The following is a 19,885-nucleotide window of genomic DNA, read 5'->3' as shown; positions in this document are numbered from 1 at the left end:
TTGGCACCCGCAATTCACGCCGCGTCAGCCGCCCGCGGCGCGCGGGCCAGTTGCCGCGACTGGGCCACGAGCCGGTCCTCGCTGTCCCAGACCTCCGCGTCCTCCTCCAGGAAGCCGCCCGCCAGGTTGCGGGTGGTCACGGCGACGCGCAGCGGCCCGGGGGCCGGGCGGCAGCGGATGTGGGTGGTCAGCTCGACGGTGGGGACCCAGCCCCTGAGGCCGAGCTCGAAGGCGGTGGGCGGCATGGCGTCGACCGTCAGCAGCAAGGAGAGCGGATCGGCGTCGCGGCCGTCGGCGAGGCCGAACCAGCCGCGCATCTCGCCGTTGCCGGAGGGCGCGCCGACGGCCCAGCCGCACGTCGCCGGGTCCAGCCGGATGGCGAGGCGGCCGGCGATGGCGGTGCTGCCGGGGATGGTGGGCTGCCCTTCGGGCGCGTCGTCCGTACCCAGGCAGTGTTCGTACGGCGGGATGGCCGGCGGCTTGGCGGTGGTGCGGACGTCGTCGCCGAGCGCGTCGAGGTCGCCGTACGCGGCGAGCACCCGCAGCCGCTCGACCTCGCTGCCGTCCTCGGCGAACTGCACGAGGGTGGCGGAGCCGGTGGACATGGTGCGGCCGGTCCGTACGACCTCGGTGCGGATGACGGCGGGCCCCGGGACGGAGGCGGTCACGTAGTGCGCGGTGACCGAGAAGGGGTGCGGGTGCGGGAGGGCGTCGCCCAGGGCCCGGCCCACCAGGGCGAGCAGGTAGCCGCCGTTGACCGCGTTGATGATCGTCCACCCGGCGGAGAGGTCCGCCTCGTAGTGCCCCGCGGCGCGGCGGACGACCGCCGTATCGCGGTCGAATTCGCTGTTACCTATGGTCACCTGTGCCATGCGCGGCACGCTACATGCATTTGTTACTGACCGGTAGACCCTTTTTCCTTCCACCGTCCGCGCCCGGCCGGGGCCGCGACGGGCCTGGTGGGGGCCGGTGGCCTGAGATCATAGGCCCATGCTTCACGTGCTCTACCTGGTCGGCGTCTCCGCCTTCGCCGCGAGCGGCGTGCTGGCCGCGTACCGCGCCAACATGGACCCGTTCGGCGGCCTGGTGCTCGCGTTCGCCGCGGCCACCGCCGGCGGCACCCTGCGCGGCCTGATCCTGGACGACCACCCGCTCTACTGGACCCACGACTGGGTCCTGCTCACGCTGATCATCTGCGTCAGCGTGAGCACCATCGTCTACCTGCGGTACTGGCAGCTGCCCCGCAAGTCGCTGCTGGTCGTCGACGCGGTCGGGCTGGCCGTCGTCACCGTCATCGCCGCCCGCGCCGCCATCGCCGCGGGCGCCACACCGCTGGCGGTGATCATCCTCGCGGTGATGAGCGGCGTGGTGGGCGAGGTCATCCGCGACGTACTGTGCGGCGAGTTCCCGCCGCTGCTGCTGCGCGAGGACGTCTACGCCATCGCGGCGCTCGCCGGCGCCGCCTCCTACCTGGGCCTGCACCACCTCCATGTGCGCGCCGACATCGCCGCCGTGGTCAGCGCCGGGCTGGTCTTCGCGCTCCGGATGGCGGCGGTCTACTTCGGTTTCCACCTGCCGCGTCCGCAGCAGCTCAAACCGCGGGGTTAGCGGGGGTCCTCCTCCGGCACCACGATGAACGCCGTGCCACCGGTCAGGTCGATACGGGAACGGGGCGGCGCGCCGTCGCTCTCGTCGTCCCGCCGCAGCAGCTCCACCCGCCGCTGCTCCAGCTCCGCCGCCTTGTTCCCGTTCACCACCGCCGTGAACTCGTCGAAGGCGATGCTCGACAACGAAGGTCCCGTGCGCCTGCGCAGCCACGGGACCAGGCCCAGCCCCGTGACCCACCGCCATACGCTCTCCACCAGGGCGAACAAGGCCAGCAGACACGCGAAAGCCGGGAACGACATGAGCCAGGCCGTCATGGGCGGCCCCCCGCCGTCCCCACCGCAGTCGCACGTGTCCCGCTGATCGCCATGGGGACCACTGTTCCGGGTCCGCGGCGCGCGGGGATCAGACCGGAGGAGGAGCCGCCTCCCCCATGCGGCGGAGGCGCCGCGCGCGGGACCGGCGAAGTAGTCTCCTGCCCATGAGTGCGTTCTTACCGTTCCTGGTCCTGCCGGTGATCCCCGCGGTGTTCCTGGCGGACCGTGTTCTGCTGGCGATGGAGGCCCGGGGCTGGATCTACTGGCGTAGGACCAAGCGCCTGTCGTCCATCGGTGCCGACCTGGTCCAGGAGGGCTCCCCCGGGGCCCAGGCCGTCAAGCGCGCCATGGAGCAGGAACGCGTGCGCAAGAACGTGAGGCCGGCCCAGGACCCGCCCGTGCGGGTGGACCTGGACGCCGGCACGGTGCGCATACGCCGCACCGGTCGCGGCGGACCAGAACAGACGCCTCCGCTTTGACGGCGGCGCGGCCGCGCAAGCGGTGCGGCCCGGGGCTCGCCCGGACGCGCCGGACGGCACACCAGGCCCCGCGCTACGCCGCCGGCCGCGGCGCCTCCAGTTCCCCGCTCAGCCAGCCGAAGGCCGCCGGGTACATCCGCGTCCAGGTGCCGTAGTTGTGGCCGCCGGTCGGCAGTACCAGCGTCCTGACCCGGGTCTTGGTGCCCTCCGCCGCCTTCTTGAAGCGCTCGATGTTGGCGGGCGGGCTGATCCGGTCCTGTGCCGAGGTGGCCAGGAACAGCCCGACGTCCGCCTTGGCGTGCCGGACCAGCCACTGCGGGCTGTTGCGCTGCCGCAGCGCCGGATCGGTGAGCACGTCCGGGTCGCCGGTCAGCGGGTCGGGGTCGAAGGCCACGCCGGCGCCGAACGTCTTCGGGTACTGCAACGGCAGCTTGGCCGCGCAGTAGCCGCCCGTGGAGAAGCCCAGCAGGCCCCAGTTCTTCGGCCCTGGGGCGGTGCGGAAGTGGTGGCTGACCAGGTCCGTGACGTCATTGGCGAGCCAGGTGGCGGTCTTGTGGTTCGGAACGTCGGTGCAGTCCGTGTCGACGCTGCCCGGGTTGACGACGGGCATGGCGAGGATGAAGGGGTGCGCCGCGCCGCCCTCGACGAGTTGCTGGAGCCTGCCGGGCATGCCGCCCTGTTCGAGCCAGGACTGCGGCGAGCCGGGGACGCCGTGCAGCAGCATCACCACCGGGAACCGGGTCTTGCGGTACGCGGGGTCGTCGTACTGGGGCGGAGTCCAGACCATCACCTGGCCGGAGAGCCGGGACCGCGCGCCGCGGAAATACGTGTCCTTGACGCCGTTCGGGCCGTCGTTGAACTTGGCGCGCCCGACCGGTGGTCCCGGCATCGCGACCGCGTCCTGTTCGGTACCGAGCAGGTCGTCCCAGGAGGCGTAGAGGCCGTAGCTGTTGTTGATGGCGACCGCGACGACGCAGATGGCGGTGAGCTGGCACAGCGCGATCAGCACGACCCGGCCCAGCCATCGCAGGGGGCGCGGCCCGCCCGCGCGTCAGGGCAGCGCCGGCTTGCCGGTCGTGTCGAGCCAGGTGTGGAAGAGGTCGCCGAGCCGCTGTCCGGAGATCTTCTCGGCCAGGGCGACGAACTGCCGGGTGTCCGCGTTGCCGTAGCGGTGCCGCTTCGTCCACGCGGGCAGCAGCTCGAAGAACGCGCGGTCGCCGATCCGCTCGCGCAGCACCTGGAGCGTCATCGCGCCCCGCGTGTAGACGGCCTGCGCGAACATCGTGTCCCGCTGCGGGTCGCCGATCCGCACCTTCCAGAAGCCGGACTCGGCGGGCCGGGCCGCGTACGCCGCGCGGAAGGCCTGGGCCGCGGTCCTGGTGCCCTTGTGCTCGTCCCACAGCCACTGCGCGTACGAGGCGAAACCTTCGTTCAGCCAGATGTGCCGCCAGTCGCGGGGCGTGACGGAGTCGCCGAACCACTGGTGGGCGACCTCGTGGGCGATGGTCGTCTCGTTGCGGACGGCCGAGTAGACCGGCTTGGTCTGGGTCTCCAGGGAGAAGCCCGCCTGCGGCATGTCGTCGACGATCGCGCCGGTCTCCTCGAAGGGGTACGGGCCGAAGATCCGGGAGAAGTAGTCGGTGGTGGCGGCGGTGATGCCGTAGACGTCGACGGTGCCGGTGGGCAGCGTCGGGTCGGTGGCGACGTAGATCGGGACGCCGCCGGGGGTGGTGCCCGTGCGGACGTCGAACTTCCCGATCGTGGCGGTGGCGAGGTAGGTCGCCATGGGCTTGCGCTCGCGCCAGTGGAAGGAGGAGCGGCCGTCCGCGTCGTGGCTGTGGACCAGCCGGCCGTTGGAGACGCCGGTCAGCCCTTCGGGCGCGTCGATGCGGATGTCGTACGTGGCCTTGTCGCCGGGGTGGTCGCTGGAGGGGAACCAGGTGGAGGCGGCGTTGGGTTCGCAGGCGACGAAGACGCCGTCCTCGGTCTTCATCCAGCCGTAGTCCGAGCCGAAGACGATGGGCCCGCCGAGCGGCAGCGGCACGCCTCCGTAGACCACTTCGACGGTGAATCGTTCCCCCTCTTCCAGCGGCCGCTTGGGCGTGACGGTGATCTCGTCGCCGGAGCGGGTGAACTTCGCGCGTCTGCCGTCCACCTCGATCGCGGTGACCTCCAGCTTCTGGAGGTCGAGGTGGAAGGAGCCGAGGTCCTGGGTGGCACGCGCGGTCAGTTCCGTACGGCCGTCGAGGCGGCCGGTGGCGGGCTCGTAGCTGACGCCGAGGTCGTAGTGCAGGGCGTCGAAGCCGCCGTTGCCGAGGTTGGGGAAGTACGGGTCGCCGACGCCCGGGGCGCCCGGTGCGGCGGCGGGGGCGGCGGCGAGGGAGAAGGCGGCGGCCGCCGCCGTCGCGAGGGGGAGCAGCCGGGCGGAGCGACGTGCTGAACGGGAGAGTGCCATGAGCCGTCCCTTCGAACACACGGATGTCGTCCGGTACACAACCGCGCCGACTCTGCACTCTCTTGTCGGATTTCACTCGGCACTTTGCCAACTTGTCATGCTTTGCCGATCAGTTGGCGCCTCCGCCGGTCTGCTGCGCGGCCACGTACAGGATCTTGCGGCAGGCGTCCTCGTCGGCGGAATCGGTCAGCTTGCGGCCCTCGACGCCGTGCGCGGCGACCAGCCGCAGGCCCGCGGCCGCCAGCTCGCGGCGGACCGTGGCGTCGGAGTGGTGGCGGTAGAGGTGGCGGGAGGAGACCCGCCGCCAGGTGTCGTCGCCGGTGCGCGCGAAGTAGTCGTGGGTGACGTCGACGACCGTGTCGGGTTCCACGGGCACGGGCCCGCCCCGCCACACGTCCAACCGCCCGTCCCGGTCCACGACCCTGGTCACCGCGTAGTCGCGCCGGAAGCTGCCCAGCGTGGTCATGTCGAAGACGACGATGCCGCCGTCCGCCAGCTGCCGCCCCAGCCCCGCGAAGGCGGCCGCCAGCTCGGTGCCGTCGGCCAGGTAGCTCAGCGGCTCGCCCATGCACGTGACGACGTCGAAGGAGCCGAGGTCCGGCATGTCCCGCAGGTCGGCGACGACGAACGGGACGCCCGCCGCCTCCGGCTTGGCGCGCGCGACCTCGATCATCGGCGGCGACAGGTCGCAGCCGGTCACCGTGTACCCGAGGCGGTCCCGCAGGGCGAGGGTGCCGCGGCCGGTGCCGCAGCCCGCGTCCAGCAGCCGGGTGCCGCCCGAGCCGTACCGCTCGACAAGTTTGCGGTAGAAGGTGACCCAGCGCAGCAGGTACGGGTCTTCCACGATGGTGTCGTAGTCCGCCGCGACCGCCTCGTAGGCGGTGAGCGCGTGATCAGTGGTCATGCCCGAATCTTTGGTCGGCACCACCGGCCGGTCAAGGGGTGGCAGCGGACGCCGGAGGGCCGGCGCGCGGGTGGTGTTCCCCTCCGCGCACCGGCCCCCGGACCTCACCGCCCCTGGCCGGCCTCCGGGTTCAGCCTTCGCTCCCCTTGGCGTCCGGCGTTCGCGCCGTGGCGCTCTCCGGCGCGTTCTCCGGCGCGTTCTCCGGGTGGTGGCAGGCCACCTTGTGGCCGGTGCGCAGGGACACCAGCGGCGGTTCGGTGGTCGCGCACACCTCGGTCGCCTTCCAGCAGCGGGTGCGGAACCGGCAGCCGGAGGGCGGGTCGATCGGCGAGGGCACGTCGCCCTTGAGCAGGATGCGGTCGCGCTGGGTGCGCCGCTTGGGGTCGGGCACCGGCACGGCGGACAGCAGCGCCTTGGTGTACGGGTGCATCGGCGCCTCGTACAGCGGCTTTCGGTCGGCCAGCTCCACGATCTTGCCGAGGTACATCACCGCGATCCGGTCCGAGACGTGCCGGATGACGGACAGGTCGTGCGCGATGATGACGTAGGTCAGGCCCAGCTCCTCCTGGAGGTCGTCCATGAGGTTGACGACCTGCGCCTGGATGGAGACGTCCAGCGCGGAGACCGGCTCGTCGGCGACGACCAGCTTGGGCCTGAGCGCCAGCGCCCGTGCGATGCCGATGCGCTGCCGCTGCCCGCCGGAGAACTCGTGCGGATAGCGGTTGTAGTGCTCCGGGCTCAGCCCCACCAGCTCCAGCAGCCGCTGCACCTCCTTCTTCACCCCGCCCTCGGGCTCGACGCCCTGGAGGCGGAAGGGGGTGCCGACGATGCCGCCGATGGTGTGCCGCGGGTTCAGTGATCCGTACGGGTCCTGGAAGATCATCTGGACGTCGCGGCGCATCGGCCGCAGCTTGCCCGCCGACAGGTGGGTGATGTCCCGCCCCTCGAACTCGATGCTGCCGCCGGTGGGCTCGTCCAGCCGCGTGATCAGCCGGCCCATCGTCGACTTGCCGCAGCCGGACTCGCCGACCACGCCCAGGGTCTCCCCCTGCCGTACGTCGAAGTCGATGCCGTCGACCGCCTGCACCGCGCCCACCTGCCGCTTGAGCAGGCCCTTGGTGATCGGGAAGTGCCGCACCAGGCCGCGCACCTTCAGCAGCGGCGCGGCGTCGGCGGTGCTCTCGTCCGTCGTGCCGGCGGCGACGCCGGTCTCGTCTGTCTCGGTCACAGCTTCGGCGCAATCTCTTCGGTCCAGATCCGCTCCCGCTCCTCCTGCGCCATGTGGCACGCGGAGAAGTGTCCGCCGCCGCCGGCCTCGCGCAGTTCGGGGCGGACGGTGCGGGTGACGTCGTCCTTGGGGATGTCCGCGTACGGGCAACGGGGGTTGAAGGCACAGCCGGAGGGGATGTTGATCAGGCTGGGCGGCGATCCCTTGACGGGGATCAGGCGCTCGGTCTGCTCCCGGTCGATGCGCGGCATCGACCCCAGAAGGCCCCAGGTGTACGGGTGCCGCGGCTCGTAGAACACCTTCTCCGCCGGGCCGCGCTCCACGCACCGGCCGCCGTACATCACCAGCAGCTGGTCCGCCAGCTCGGCCACCACGCCCAGGTCGTGGGTGATGATGACGACCGCGGAACCGAACTCCTTCTGAAGGTCGCGGATCAGGTCGAGGATCTGCGCCTGCACCGTCACGTCCAGCGCGGTGGTCGGCTCGTCCGCGATCAGCAGCTCGGGGTTGTTGACCAGCGCCATGGCGATCATCGCGCGCTGGCGCATGCCGCCGGAGAACTGGTGCGGGTGGTCGTCCACCCGCTTGTCGGGCTGCGGGATGCCCACCCGGTCCAGCATCTCGACCGCCCGCTTGCGCGCGGTCTTCTTGTCCACGTCGTTGTGGACGCGGTACGCCTCCACGATCTGCTGGCCGACCGTGTAGTACGGGTGCAGCGCGGACAGCGGGTCCTGGAAGATCATCGCCATCTCGCGGCCGCGCAGCCTGCGCACGTCGTCCGGGTCGGCGCCGACCAGCTCCTTGCCGTCCAGCCAGATCTCGCCGGACATGTCCACCTTGCCGCGCTGCTGCCGGGAGGCCCGGTGCAGGCCCATCACGGCGAGCGAGGTGACGGACTTGCCGGACCCCGACTCGCCGACGATGCCGAGGGTGCGGCCCTTCTCCAGGGAGAAGGAGAGGCCGTCCACGGACTTCACGATGCCGTCGTCGGTGGGGAAGTGCACCTTCAGGTCGCGCACTTCGAGGAAGGCGGTGGGTGTTCCCGAGCCGGCCGGCGCCGGTTCGCCGACCGCGGCGCCCGTCGTGGCCGGGTCGGCCGCCGGGGCGGGCCCCGCCGTGGTGGCGTCCGGGGCGCCCGGACCGGTGGTGGAGTCTGGGGAGTCGGTCACGAGAGCCTCACCCGCGGGTCGACGGCGGCGTACAGGACGTCCACCACCAGGTTGCACAGGACGATGAAGAACGCGGCGAGCAAGGTGACGCCGAGGATGTTCGGCAGGTCGTTGGAGTTGATCGCCTCGACGGCGAACGCGCCGACCCCCTTGAGCGAGAAGACCTGTTCGGTGATGAGCGCGCCGCCGAGCAGCAGGCCCACGTCCATGCCGAAGACCGTGATGATCGGCGTGAGCGCGGCGCGCAGGCCGTGGCGCACCACGACCTTGCGCTCGCCCAGGCCCTTGGCGCGCGCGGTCCGGATGTAGTCCTCGCTCAGCGTCTCCAGCATGCCCGCTCTGGTCAGGCGGGCATAGAGGGCGGAGTAGAGGAAGGCCAGGGTGAACCAGGGCAGCACCAGCGTCTGGGCCCACATGAACGGGTCCTCCAGCAGCGGTACGTAGTCGCTCCGCTCGAAGATCGGCCACTGGTAGGTGAACAGGGCCAGCGCCAGCGCGCCGGTGAAGAACATGGGCAGCGAGACGCCGGCCAGGGCGACGCCCATCGCCAGCCGGTCGAAGACCGAACCGGGGCGCAGCGCGGAGAGCACGCCGGTGGCGACGCCGGAGACCAGCCACACCACGGCCGCGCCCGCGGCCAGCGAGATGGTCACCGGGAGCCTGGTCTGGATCTCGGGCCAGACCTCGATGTGGGTCTTGAAGGAGTAGCCGAAGCACGGCACGTTGCATGTGGCGGCGTCGGGGCCGAACTTGTAGTCGACACCGACGAAGATGCCCTTGAGGAAGTCCCAGTACTGTACGAAGACCGGCTTGTCGAAGCCGAGGTTCTTCTTCACCGCGGCGATGTCCGCGGCCGACGGGGCCTTTCCGATGTACTGCCCGGCCAACTGGTCGGCGGTCTGCCCGGCCAGTTTCGGCAGCACGAAGAAGATGCCGAAGGTGACCGCGCTGACGATCAGCAGCAGAATCACCGCGCTGATCAACCTGCGGATGATGTACGAGAACACGGGACTGCGGCGTCGGCGCCGCGGACCGGACCCGGCCGGTCCGCGGACACCAATGCCTTCACCTGCCTTCCGGGGCTGCTACTTCTTGACGCCGATGTTGAGGTAGTCGTACTCACCGCTGTAGGCCGAGGTGGAGACCAGGTTGGTGGCCTTCGGCGAGCGGTACATCAGGACCTTGAAGTAGGTCAGCGGGACGATGACGGCCTGCTCCATCGTCTTCTTGTCGATCTCCGCGTAGATCTTTTCGCGCTGCGCCTTGTCGCTGTTGGCGATGGCGTCGTTCAGCAGCTTGTTGATCGTGGGGTCGTCCAGCTCGGAGAGGTTGGTGTTGCCGGACTTCTGGATCGCCTTGCCGTTGACGACCTGGTTCAGGTAGCCGAAGCCGGCCGGGTAGTCCGAGCCCCACTGCATCATCATCAGGCCGACGTTGTTGCGCTTGGTGAACTCCGGCACGCCCGCGTAGTCCGAGAAGTACTTGCCGCTCGGGTACGTCTGGATCTTGGCGTTGATGCCGATCTTCTTCAGGGAGTTGACCACCGAGGTCGCCGCGTCCACCTCGTCCTGCCGGTCGTTGCGCGCGGTGATCGTGGTGCTCACGTTGCCGGCGCCGCACGCCTGCCGGTGCTTCTTGGCCTCGGTCAGGTCGAGGGCGTCACCGTTGTACTTCTGCGGGTACAGGTCGAACTTCTGGTAGCCGTCGAGGTCGGTCGGCAGGAAGGTGGTGGCGATGTCGCCGCGGACCGGCCCGCCGAGCGCGGTCTGCGCGGCCTTCTTGTCGACCGCGTACTGCACGGCCTTGCGGCACTCCGGCTTGTCGAACGGCGCGACCTTGGTGTTGATCGCCACGTAGGCCAGGCGCTGGCCGAGCGCGTTGTCGGTGTTGCCCTTCTCCTTGCTGTCCGTCAGGAGCTGGGCCTGGGTCTGGGAGTCCACGCCGCGCCCGGCCATGTCGACGAGCGTGTTGCCCGCCTTCAGGTCCTTGTCGATCGTCGACTGGGCGACCTTCATGTTCAGCACGATCTTGTCCGGCAGCTGCTTGCGCAGCGGGTCGGTCGCGGCCGACCAGTGGGGGTTGCGGACGAGGACGACCTTCTTGCCCTCCTCGTAGGACTCGAACTTGTAACTGCCGGACGAGGCGACGTTCTTGGTGTAGTCCGCGCCCTTGTCCCTGGCCCGCGGCACCGGCGCGGTCTGCGGGGCGCTGACCAGGTAGTCGAACTCGGCGAAGGGCTGCTTGAGGTGGAAGACGATGGTCCGGTCGTCCGGCGTCTCGATGGACTTCAGGCCCTCCGGGTTCTTGTCCTTGTACGGGCCCTTGTAGCCGCCCTCGTTGTCCTTGAGGTACGTCTGGAAGTAGTTCGGGCCGAGCGAGAGTACCTCGCGCGAGAAGTTGCTGCGCTCGACGGCGTACTTGACGTCCTTCGAGGTGATCGGCTTGCCGTCGTCGTACTTGAGGCCCGCGCGGAGCTTGTACGTCCAGGTCGTGTTGTTGTCGCTGGACTTGCCCATCGACTCCGCTAGGTCGGGCGCCAGCACGTTGCCCTTGGCGCCGGGGCCCGGCTTGAAGGTGGTGAGCGGGCGCGCGTACAGGCGGCTGAAGTTCCAGATGTAGACGTAGTACGTGTTGCCCGGGTCGAAGGACTCGGGGGCGTCGCTCATCGCGTACGTGAGCGTGCCGCCCTTCTCGTCCGAGGCGTTGACGATGCCCTTGGTGGCGGCGTTCGCCTCCGCGGAGCCACCGCCCTTGCTCTTGCCACTGCAGCCGGACAGCAACAGGGCCGCACTGGTGAGGGCCGCGATCGCCGCGACCGGGACTGGCCTTCGCATAGTGGTCGGTTTCCCCTTCGTTGGTCGGAATCTTGGGTGGGTGCCTGCCGGGCGTACGGGCCGGCGGGCGTCAGCGGCTGCGCGGGTCGAGCGCGTCCCTGAGGCCGTCGCCGAGGAGGTTGAACGCGAGCACGGTGACGAAGATCGCGAGGCCTGGCACGAGCATGTACTGGGGGTCCACCTCGTAGAACTTGACCGCCTGGTTGAGCATGCCGCCCCAGGACGCCTGGGGCGGCTGGATGCCGACGCCCAGGAAGCTCAGCGCCGCCTCGAAGAGGATGTTGGAGGGGATCAGCAGCGTCGAGTAGACGATGATCGGGCCCACCAGGTTGGGCAGCAGCTCCCGGAAGAGGATGAACGGGCCGCGGGCGCCCATGCCGCGCGCGGCGTCCACGAACTCCCGCTCGCGCAGCGACAGCGTCTGGGCCCGCACGATCCGGCCCATGTACGGCCAGTTGAAGAAACCGATCACGAAGATCAGGACCGAGATGTGCAGCGGCAGCCCTTCGAGACCGAAGGCGCCGCCCTGGAGCGAGGCCGAGATGGCGATGGCGAACAGCAGCAGCGGGAAGGCCAGGAAGACGTCCATCAGCCGGCTGATCAGCGCGTCCACCCGGCCCCTGTAGAACCCGGCCACCACGCCGAGCACGGTGCCGATGGCCACCGACAGCAGCGTCGCGCCGAACGCGACGATCAGCGAGACCCAGGAGCCCTCCAGGACCCGCGCGAGCAGGTCCCGGCCGAACTTCGGGTCGACGCCGAGCGGGTGGTCCCAGCTCATGCCGCCGAAGTCGCCCTTGGGCAGGGTGGTGTTGGTGTCGATGAGGTCCTGGTGCGGGATGTTCGGGTCCAGGCCCAGCCAGGACTGGATCGGCCGGGACAGCGCCGCGATCACGATGAGCAGGGTGACAACGACGGCCCCCGCTACCGCGACCTTGTCGCGCCGGAAGCGCAGCCAGGCGATCTGGCCGAGCGAACGCCCCTCGATCTTCTTGCTCTCGACGCCTGCCAGCACCGCTTCCGGCTGCGCCTCGGCAGCCGCCCCGGTGGTCTCGATCGGTGCGGTCACGGTGCCTTGACCCCTCTCGGCCGGCGCCGGCCGGCCCATGCGCGCCGCGGTCTGCGGCCTGGTTCACATCACTGGTGCGAGTGGTGCATCTAGAGCAACTGGAAGAAATCTGGAACAGCTGGAGCAACTGGTGCATGCAGTGCGGGCGTTGCAGGTGCAGGTGTTACAGGTGTTGCCGGTAGTGCAGAAGTCGCGGAACATCACGCGACGACGAGTGGCGCAACTCTCGTACACGGGGCCGGAGCCCTCTGCTGCGGGAGTCTTCATCCGATTCGCGATCACTCACCAGCCCTGACCGGGAATGGATGCGCAACTGTGATGTGGCCCACGGGCTTCCGTTATGCGGACACAAGCCACGAATGAGCGGGGCACACGGCCCGAATCAGGGGTCAACTAACGGGCACGAGCGGCCATTTCGAGCCAGCGGGAAGCCGTGGGGCAGGGAGCGGAGGCAGCCGGCCGGTACCGCGGGGCGGGGTACGGGCGCGGGGGCACGTCAGTACGGGCGCGGGTAGCCGTATCCGTACGACGGCGCGGGGGCGGGCGCGGGCACCGGGCCGGCGGCGTACGCGTCCCGGTCGAAGAAGGGGCGCGCGTTGGCCCGCATCCACATACCGACCGGGTCGTACTCGTCGTTCATCGCGACCGTCGAGACGGGCAGCCCCTCCGGCACCGCGCCGATGGACTGCTGGATCATCAACCGCACCGAGTCCACGGCCGGTTGGCCCGTGTCGTACAGGTCCAGGCCGATCGCCAGGTACGGGGCGCCCAGGGCGGGCTGCACCCAGGCCCGGCGCAGGGAGCGCACGGCGGGCGTGCGGTGCGCGTTCTGCCCCAGCAGGGCGTAGAACTGGGGGATCTCGATGGCCGGTTCGGTGATCCGCAGCGGCCCCGCGGGCAGCCGGTCCAGGCCGCCCGCGATACGCCGCAGGTCCAGCCACGGGATGCCCACACCGCCGCCGGGGGCGTGCGGATTCAGCCACAGCCCCCAGCGGTCGGGGAAGAGGGTGGCCGCGATGTCCCGGCCGTAGACGACTTCGTGCGCACGGTTCCAGCCACTGGCGGCGAGTTCGGGCGCGGAGGTCACGCACGGTGCGTAGCCGAGCCCGTCGACCTCCATGTTGCCGTACTGCGCATCGGGCGAACCGGCCTGGCCGTGCCAGAGCAGCATCCAGACCTGGCCGGCGGCGAGCGCTTGCAGCAACGCCTCGTAGGCGTCGTACCGCCCGGGCGAGACCTGCTGCAGCATCTGCTCGACCTGCCCGGCAGCCGCTCCCTGATGCGCACCCGCGCTCACGTGGTCCGTCCCTTCCTGTCGGCAGGCACGTGGGGTACGCCTGCCGGTTGCACCAACAGCTTAGAGCCTGCGTCCGGGCCCCGGTCGGATCAGCACACGTCGCTTGCGGTCACGGGGAGCGGGCGCCCCCGGCAGGCCGGCGGCGCGGGAGGGGCGCGGGCCGCTACGCGAGGTCGCGGGTATAGAAGGGCCTGACCCGCTCCAGCATCCAGTCGGCGACCGGGTCGCCCTGGGCGAGGTCCAGCATGACGAGCTGGACGGGCCAGGCCGGCGGCGTCCCGCCGAGGGCCCGCCCGAGGGCCGCGGTCACCGCGTCCCGTACGGCCGGGTCGTGCGGCGCGACGGCGGCGGCGTCCACCTGCACGCCGACGAACAGCGCGGGCGCGTCCCCCTCGACGCTCGCCAGCGCGCGGCGCGCGGTGACCACGAAGCCCGCTGCCGAGAACTCCAGGCCGGCCGCGGCCAGGAAGTCCACCGGTTCCTCCTGCCAGTCCGGTTCGAACAGCCGGACCCGGGCGCCGCTCGGCGCCCCCGGCTGGTCCGGGCGGCCGGCCCGGCACAGTTCGGCCACCACGGCGGGCGGCAGCGGGACGCCGACCGTGCCGTCCGGGTTGACCGCCATGCCGATCAGCGGGGGCAGCCCGCGCGCGAACTCGGCGGCCGGCGCGATGGTGAAGGACAGGTTCGGCCCGGCCACCCGCTGGAACTCCTGTTCGGAGCTGAAGACCGGGACGTACGCGGCCGAGTCGATCTCGACGGTGGGCAGGTCCAGGCCGGACCGGCCCATCCCCGCGCTCTCGGGGCCGCCGCCCTTGGGCAGCGGCACCCATATACGGCTGCGCCCCAGCACCTCGACGATGCGGGCGCCCGCCCCGGGGTGCCCCACCGAAGCGGCGAGCACCTCCTCCAGTTCGTTGGCGGGCCACCCCAGCTGCGGAATGCCCTGCTCCGGAAAGTCCATGTCCACCCACCCGCTCACGTACAGGCTCTTACCTGGTCGAAGACCCTAACGCCAGCAGGGAGAAGGAGCCCGGGTGCATCCGGATGACCACCGAACGCACGCGAGCGGTTGCGGACCGTGCACACCGCTCCGAAGGTAGCCCCAGGGTGATCTTGCCCTGCCGTTCCTACAGAAAGGCACACCTCCTGATGGCAACTCACCGGACCGCCACCACCGCCTTCGTCAGCGCGGCCACCGTCGGCGCCCTCGCCCTCGGCGTCGCGGGCTCCGCGGCCGCGGCGGACGAGCCCAAGCCTCCCGTCCGGAACCACAGCGTCATCGTCGACGACCTCGCCCGGCTGGCCGACGCCAACACCGAACTGACCGAGAAGATCGCCGACGACCGCGGCCACTCCGTCCAGGTCAGAGCGGCCCGCACCCGCCTGGACAGCGTCCTCCTGGACGCGCGGCGCCTGGCGGACCTGCTGAACAAGGACTCCGACCGGTCGGTCTCCGCCGACACCGCCGCGCTGGACAGGGCGTCGCGGAACCTGCGGATCAACCTCGACGAGCTGACCGGCGTCCGGGTCCCGGCCCCGGACGAGAACACCGACAACGCCCGGTCGACCAGGGAGCTGACCGACGCGGTCACCAACTCGGTCACGAGCGTCTTCAAGAGCCTCGGCATCGACAAGCTGGTCGGCGACCTGCGCCAGCAGCCGGCGGCCCAGCCCGCCGCGCAGCCCGCCAACCGGCCCGTCGCCCAGCCGGCCGCCCAGCCGGCCGAAACCGACGCCGACGACGAGCCGGCCGCCCAGCCGAAGGCTCCGACCAGCGACCCGCAGCCGCCCGCCGACGCGCCGCGGCAGCAGCCCGCCGACCAGCCGCGGCCCGCCGACCAGCAGTTGCCTGCCGAACAGCCGCAGCAGCCCGCCGCCGACCAGGCCCAGCAGCCCGGAGGCTCGCTGCTCAACTCGGTACTGTCGCTGCCGACGGTGCTCCTCAAGGCCCTGGGTCTTTAGATCGGCCCGGCGTCGAGCGTCCGGAGGAGGCGCAGTTGCGGGAGATATCCCAGAGCTAGGACCGGTACCGACGGGTCGTGCGGGGCTGTTCCGTACGGCCCGTCAGATGTACGCCGCGCCGGGCCCGGCGGTCTCGGCCGCGGCTTCCGGCGGCCGCTGTCCGAAGCCGACCCGCCGCAGCGCGCCCGCCGCCCGCCGGTCCAGCAGGACGGCCGAGCTGAAGCCGGCGGGGAGCCGGGCCGTCTGCGCCCGGGTGATCAGCCGCCGCACCGCGCGCCGGTGCCGGGCGAAGGCGTAACCGGAGACTCCGCGTCCACGCGACCGCTGCCCGGAGAGCGCGACCTCGGGCGGCACGTCCAGCAGCACCAGATGCAGCCCGCGCCCGCCGCGCCGCGCCTCCCGCGCGAGCCAGCGGCGCACCCACGCCAGCGTTCCGCAGTCGTGCACCACCACACTGCGGCCGGAGCGCAGCGCCCGCCGCAGCCCCAGGTAGTGGGCCGCCCTGACCAGCGGCCGGTAGAGCGCGTACGGCAGCCGGCGCAGCCGGCCGCGCTCCCAGCGCTCCCGTACGTCCTGCGAGTCGATGCGGTGCACGACGGCGCCGTGGCCGTCGAGGGCGGGCACCACCCGGAGCATGAGCGTGCTCTTGCCGCTGCCCGGCAGCCCGGAGACCACCACCAGGTCGCCCGCGCAGAAGCGCAGCTCGGTCACGTCGCGGGCGGTGCGCCGGTCTCTGAGGTCGACCACGTCGGCCACCGGGGCGACGCCGGCCGCCGGGGCCGCTTCCGGCACCGGGGCCGCGTCCACCGTTCGTCCGGCCTGCCCGCGGCCGGGGCCCGGCAGCCGCAGGGGCCCGGGGACGGCGCCCGGGGTCGCTTCCGGGACGCAGCCCGGGGGCGCGCCTCCCGGACTCGTCGCGAATGCGGCTTGCCTGTGCACCGTGATCGCCCCTCCCGGTCCGATGGATCCGTCCCCTTACCCGCAGAGTGTCAAGAAAAGGTAATACGGTTCAAGGAATCCGCCCGATCCGTACACACCCCGGACATGGTCGTGACCTCCCCGCGAACACCGGTGCGACCAGGGCTCCTTTATCCGGCGATCCCGTGCGATGATGTGCGCGCCATGTGCCGGGCCGCGCCTCACCGGGTGCGTCCCCGTACGGGTGCCACGCTCAGCCAACTGCATACCGGCCGCTTGAATCCGCGCGGGAGAGTCCCCGGCCGTCACGGCGGGGCGCCGAAGGAGCAAGTCCTCCCTTGAATCTCTCAGGCCCCGATACCGCGCGGGCGAGGCAGATCTGAAAAGCGGGCCGCCGTGGTGTGGCTCCACCCAAGGTGCAAACCGGACCGGTGACGGCTTTCCGGTGAACCTCTCAGGTTCCGATGACAGATGGGGAGACCGTCTTGTCACCCATGCCCGGGAGCCAGAACCATGACCGAAGCCCCCCGCCGGACCGCGCTGGACACGATCCACCGCGCCCTCGGCGCGACCATGACCGACTTCGCCGGCTGGGACATGCCGCTGCGGTACGGCAGCGAGCGTGACGAGCACGTCACCGTCCGCACCCGCGCCGGTCTCTTCGACCTCTCCCACATGGGCGAGATCACCGTCACCGGACCGCGCGCCGCCGACCTGCTGGACTACGCGCTGGTCGGCAACATCGGCGGCGTGGCCGCCGGCCGCGCCCGCTACACCATGATCTGTGACGCCGGGGGCGGCATCCTGGACGACCTGATCGTCTACCGCCTCGGCGAGACGGAGTACCTGGTCGTCGCCAACGCCTCCAACGCGCAGGTCGTGCTGGACGCCCTCACCGAGCGCGCGAGCGGCTTCGACGCCGAGGTCCGCGACGACCGGGACGCGTACGCGCTGCTCGCCGTCCAGGGCCCCGAGTCGCCCGGCATCCTGAAGGGCTTGACCGACGCCGACCTGGACGGCCTGAAGTACTACGCCGGGCTGCCCGGCACCGTCGCGGGCGTGCCGGCGCTGATCGCCCGTACCGGATACACCGGCGAGGACGGCTTCGAGCTGTTCGTCCGCCCGGCGGACGCGCCCGCCCTCTGGGAGGCGCTGACCGAGGCGGGCAAGGGCGCCGGCCTGGTGCCCTGCGGCCTGTCCTGCCGGGACACGCTGCGCCTGGAGGCGGGCATGCCGCTGTACGGGCACGAGCTGACCACGGACACCACCCCGTTCGACGCGGGCCTGGGCCGCGTCGTGAAGTTCGAGAAGACGACGAACGGCGGTGACTTCGTGGGCCGCGCCGCCCTGGAGGCGGCCCGGGACCGCGCCGCGGCCGCCCCGCCCCGCAAGCTGGTGGGGCTGATCGCCGAGGGCCGCCGGGTACCCCGCGCCGGGTACGCGGTCGTCGCCGCCGACGGCTCGGTCGTCGGCGAGGTCACCTCGGGTGCCCCCTCCCCCACTCTCGGCAAGCCCGTCGCGATGGCCTACGTGGACGCCGCGCACGCCGCGCCCGGCACCGCGGGAGTGGCGGTGGACATCCGTGGCACCCGTGAGCCGTACGAGGTCGTGGCGCTGCCGTTCTACAAGCGCCAGAAGTGACGCGTACCTCCGTCCCCGCCGCGCTCCCGTCTCATCTGTCAAGACCCTTGCACCGAGCACGCCACCGCATCCAGGAGAATCAAGACATGAACAACCCCCAGCAGCTGCGCTACAGCAAGGAGCACGAGTGGCTGTCGGCCGCCGAGGAGGGCGTTTCGGTGATCGGCATCACCGAGCACGCCGCCAACGCGCTCGGCGACGTCGTCTTCGTGCAGCTTCCTGAGGTCGGAGCCACGGTCACGGCGGGCGAGACCTGCGGTGAGCTGGAGTCGACCAAGTCCGTCAGCGATCTCTACTCCCCCGTCGACGGCGAGGTCACGGAGATCAACGAGGAGGTCGTCAACGACCCCTCGCTGGTGAACACCGCCCCGTTCGAGGGCGGCTGGCTGTTCAAGGTGAAGGTCAGCGGCGAGCCGGACGACCTGCTCTCGGCCGACGAGTACACCGCCTTCACCGGCTGAGCCCGCCCACCCGCCGCCTGGCGGGGCCCGCGCCCCGCGTACCCCAGGAAGAGTCATGTCCCTTCTGAACAGCTCCCTCCACGAGCTCGACCCCGACGTCGCCGCCGCCGTCGACGCCGAGCTCCACCGTCAGCAGTCCACCCTCGAAATGATCGCGTCGGAGAACTTCGCCCCCGCCGCCGTCATGGAGGCCCAGGGCTCGGTCCTCACCAACAAGTACGCCGAGGGCTACCCGGGCCGCCGCTACTACGGCGGCTGCGAGCACGTCGACGTGGTCGAGCGGATCGCCGTCGACCGCGTCAAGGCGCTCTTCGGCGCCGAGGCCGCGAACGTGCAGCCGCACTCCGGCGCGCAGGCCAACGCCGCCGCGATGTTCGCGCTGCTCAAGCCGGGCGACACGATCATGGGCCTGAACCTCGCGCACGGCGGGCACCTGACCCACGGCATGAAGATCAACTTCTCCGGCAAGCTCTACAACGTGGTGCCCTACCACGTCGACGAGGAGTCCGGCCTGGTCGACATGGGTGAGGTCGAGCGCCTGGCCAAGGAGACCCGCCCGCAGCTGATCGTCGCCGGCTGGTCGGCGTACCCGCGCCAGCTGGACTTCGCGGCGTTCCGCCGGATCGCCGACGAGGTCGGCGCGTACCTGATGGTCGACATGGCGCACTTCGCCGGCCTGGTCGCGGCCGGGCTGCACCCGAACCCGGTGCCGCACGCCCACGTCGTGACCACCACCACACACAAGACCCTCGGCGGTCCGCGCGGCGGTGTGATCCTGTCCACCCAGGAGCTCGCCAAGAAGATCAACTCGGCGGTCTTCCCCGGTCAGCAGGGCGGCCCGCTGGAGCACGTGATCGCGGCGAAGGCGGTGTCCTTCAAGGTCGCGGCGAGCGAGGAGTTCACGGAGCGCCAGCAGCGCACCCTGGACGGCGCGCGCATCCTCGCCGAGCGCCTGACGCAGCCCGACGTCACCGAGGCGGGCGTCTCCGTACTGTCCGGCGGCACCGACGTGCACCTGGTCCTGGTGGACCTGCGCCACAGCGAGCTGGACGGCCAGCAGGCCGAGGACCGCCTCCACGAGGTCGGCATCACGGTCAACCGCAACGCCGTCCCGAACGACCCGCGGCCCCCGATGGTCACCTCGGGCCTGCGGATCGGCACCCCGGCGCTGGCCACCCGCGGCTTCCAGGCGGAGGACTTCCGCGAGGTCGCCGACATCATCGCCGAGGCGCTGAAGCCGTCCTACGACGCCGCCGCGCTCAAGGCCCGGGTGACCGCCCTGGCCGGCAAGCACCCGCTGTACCCCTCGCTGTGACCCGCGCCACCCGGCCGCCGGGGGCGCGCCCCGCCGCCGCGGCCGTGTGACGCGTTTCACGAAGTACGCCCCGAAAGGCGCCGCCGGCGCGGTGTCCGAGGGGTGAACAGGCCGTGGGGGCCGGGGGGGGGGGCCCCCGGGCGCGCCGGGGTAGGGGGCGGGTGGGGGGGGTTGTGCCCCAGCAGCGGCGGGCCCGCCCCCCCCCGCCCGGGCGCCCGCCCCCCCCCCCCC

Annotated in this window: 19 protein-coding genes and 1 riboswitch; of the genes, 6 read left to right on the top strand and 13 right to left on the bottom strand. The window is 71.4% G+C overall.

Translation table 11 applies throughout. From position 1 onward, the window contains the following. Positions 1–14: 14 nt before the first annotated feature. On the bottom strand, positions 15–872 hold the full coding sequence (locus ACH4K4_RS21670) for a thioesterase family protein (protein ID WP_398169290.1): 858 nt from the start codon (positions 870–872) through the stop codon (positions 15–17). A 118-nt stretch (positions 873–990) separates the two neighbouring features. Between ACH4K4_RS21670 and ACH4K4_RS21665 the strand changes: the two genes are divergently transcribed. Further along, complete coding sequence (locus ACH4K4_RS21665) at positions 991–1,608, top strand: trimeric intracellular cation channel family protein (protein ID WP_398169289.1); 618 nt, start codon at positions 991–993, stop codon at positions 1,606–1,608. Here ACH4K4_RS21665 and ACH4K4_RS21660 read toward each other — a convergent pair. Beyond that, entirely contained in the window at positions 1,605–1,922 is a 318-nt protein-coding gene (locus tag ACH4K4_RS21660; RefSeq protein WP_398169287.1) for a DUF6191 domain-containing protein, read from the bottom strand. The two genes, ACH4K4_RS21665 and ACH4K4_RS21660, sit on opposite strands and share 4 nt — an antisense overlap. 164 nt (positions 1,923–2,086) lie before the next feature. On the opposite strand from ACH4K4_RS21660, the gene ACH4K4_RS21655 reads away from it, so the two are divergent. Continuing rightward, positions 2,087–2,401 (top strand): hypothetical protein, encoded by a 315-nt coding sequence (locus tag ACH4K4_RS21655; protein ID WP_398169285.1) that lies wholly within the window; start codon positions 2,087–2,089, stop codon positions 2,399–2,401. Between the two features lie 73 nt (positions 2,402–2,474). On the opposite strand, the gene ACH4K4_RS21650 is transcribed toward ACH4K4_RS21655, so the two are convergent. The 10 genes from ACH4K4_RS21650 to ACH4K4_RS21605 form a co-directional block, all read right to left on the bottom strand. Next, positions 2,475–3,410 (bottom strand): alpha/beta hydrolase, encoded by a 936-nt coding sequence (locus ACH4K4_RS21650; RefSeq protein ID WP_398169283.1) that lies wholly within the window; start codon positions 3,408–3,410, stop codon positions 2,475–2,477. Positions 3,411–3,452: 42 nt separating this feature from the next. Continuing rightward, entirely contained in the window at positions 3,453–4,856 is a 1,404-nt protein-coding gene (locus ACH4K4_RS21645) for a M1 family metallopeptidase (protein WP_398169281.1), read from the bottom strand. 109 nt (positions 4,857–4,965) lie between these two features. Next, a complete protein-coding gene (locus ACH4K4_RS21640; protein WP_398169280.1) occupies positions 4,966–5,760 on the bottom strand; it encodes a class I SAM-dependent methyltransferase in 795 nt (264 codons plus the stop codon). Positions 5,761–5,890: 130 nt separating this feature from the next. Then, the gene (locus ACH4K4_RS21635) at positions 5,891–6,988 is read right to left on the bottom strand and encodes an ABC transporter ATP-binding protein (protein ID WP_398169278.1); all 1,098 of its coding nucleotides are present in this window, start codon (positions 6,986–6,988) and stop codon (positions 5,891–5,893) included. Beyond that, positions 6,985–8,157: an ABC transporter ATP-binding protein gene (locus ACH4K4_RS21630; RefSeq protein ID WP_398169276.1), complete on the bottom strand. Its 1,173-nt coding sequence runs from the start codon at positions 8,155–8,157 to the stop codon at positions 6,985–6,987. Before ACH4K4_RS21630 ends, ACH4K4_RS21635 begins: the two co-directional genes overlap by 4 nt. Then, on the bottom strand, positions 8,154–9,164 hold the full coding sequence (locus ACH4K4_RS21625; RefSeq protein WP_398169274.1) for an ABC transporter permease: 1,011 nt from the start codon (positions 9,162–9,164) through the stop codon (positions 8,154–8,156). The genes ACH4K4_RS21630 and ACH4K4_RS21625 overlap by 4 nt, the downstream gene beginning before the upstream one ends. Positions 9,165–9,242: 78 nt before the next feature. Further along, positions 9,243–10,991 carry an ABC transporter substrate-binding protein gene (locus ACH4K4_RS21620; protein WP_398169273.1) on the bottom strand — a complete coding sequence of 583 codons (1,749 nt, stop codon included), beginning with the start codon at positions 10,989–10,991 and terminating at the stop codon, positions 9,243–9,245. Positions 10,992–11,061: 70 nt separating this feature from the next. Next, entirely contained in the window at positions 11,062–12,060 is a 999-nt protein-coding gene (locus ACH4K4_RS21615; protein ID WP_398169271.1) for an ABC transporter permease, read from the bottom strand. Positions 12,061–12,556: 496 nt separating this feature from the next. Continuing rightward, positions 12,557–13,357 (bottom strand): enhanced serine sensitivity protein SseB C-terminal domain-containing protein, encoded by an 801-nt coding sequence (locus tag ACH4K4_RS21610; protein ID WP_360141136.1) that lies wholly within the window; start codon positions 13,355–13,357, stop codon positions 12,557–12,559. 163 nt (positions 13,358–13,520) lie between these two features. Beyond that, positions 13,521–14,318 (bottom strand): enhanced serine sensitivity protein SseB, encoded by a 798-nt coding sequence (locus ACH4K4_RS21605; RefSeq protein WP_398169612.1) that lies wholly within the window; start codon positions 14,316–14,318, stop codon positions 13,521–13,523. A gap of 188 nt (positions 14,319–14,506) precedes the next feature. On the opposite strand from ACH4K4_RS21605, the gene ACH4K4_RS21600 reads away from it, so the two are divergent. Beyond that, a complete protein-coding gene (locus tag ACH4K4_RS21600; RefSeq protein WP_398169269.1) occupies positions 14,507–15,319 on the top strand; it encodes a hypothetical protein in 813 nt (270 codons plus the stop codon). Between the two features lie 102 nt (positions 15,320–15,421). Here ACH4K4_RS21600 and ACH4K4_RS21595 read toward each other — a convergent pair whose 3' ends face one another. Then, positions 15,422–16,126 carry an AAA family ATPase gene (locus ACH4K4_RS21595; protein WP_398169267.1) on the bottom strand — a complete coding sequence of 235 codons (705 nt, stop codon included), beginning with the start codon at positions 16,124–16,126 and terminating at the stop codon, positions 15,422–15,424. Between the two features lie 388 nt (positions 16,127–16,514). Then, positions 16,515–16,610: riboswitch (glycine riboswitch) on the top strand. A 140-nt stretch (positions 16,611–16,750) separates the two neighbouring features. Here ACH4K4_RS21595 and gcvT point away from each other — a divergent pair. The 3 genes from gcvT (at position 16,751) to glyA (ending at position 19,654) form a co-directional block, all read left to right on the top strand. After that, the gene (gene gcvT / locus ACH4K4_RS21590) at positions 16,751–17,878 is read left to right on the top strand and encodes a glycine cleavage system aminomethyltransferase GcvT (RefSeq protein WP_398169265.1); all 1,128 of its coding nucleotides are present in this window, start codon (positions 16,751–16,753) and stop codon (positions 17,876–17,878) included. Between the two features lie 86 nt (positions 17,879–17,964). After that, positions 17,965–18,339, top strand: a complete 375-nt coding sequence (gene gcvH / locus ACH4K4_RS21585; protein WP_398169264.1) for a glycine cleavage system protein GcvH — start codon at positions 17,965–17,967, stop codon at positions 18,337–18,339. A gap of 55 nt (positions 18,340–18,394) precedes the next feature. After that, entirely contained in the window at positions 18,395–19,654 is a 1,260-nt protein-coding gene (gene glyA / locus ACH4K4_RS21580) for a serine hydroxymethyltransferase (RefSeq protein ID WP_398169262.1), read from the top strand. The last annotated feature ends 231 nt before the right edge of the window (positions 19,655–19,885 follow it).

Origin of the sequence: Streptomyces sp. NPDC017529, from assembly GCF_044329785.1 — a bacterium.
Lineage (GTDB): Bacteria > Actinomycetota > Actinomycetes > Streptomycetales > Streptomycetaceae > Streptomyces.
The sequence above is the reverse complement of the archived record's forward strand: the minus strand, read 5'-3'. Positions and strand labels throughout refer to the sequence as shown.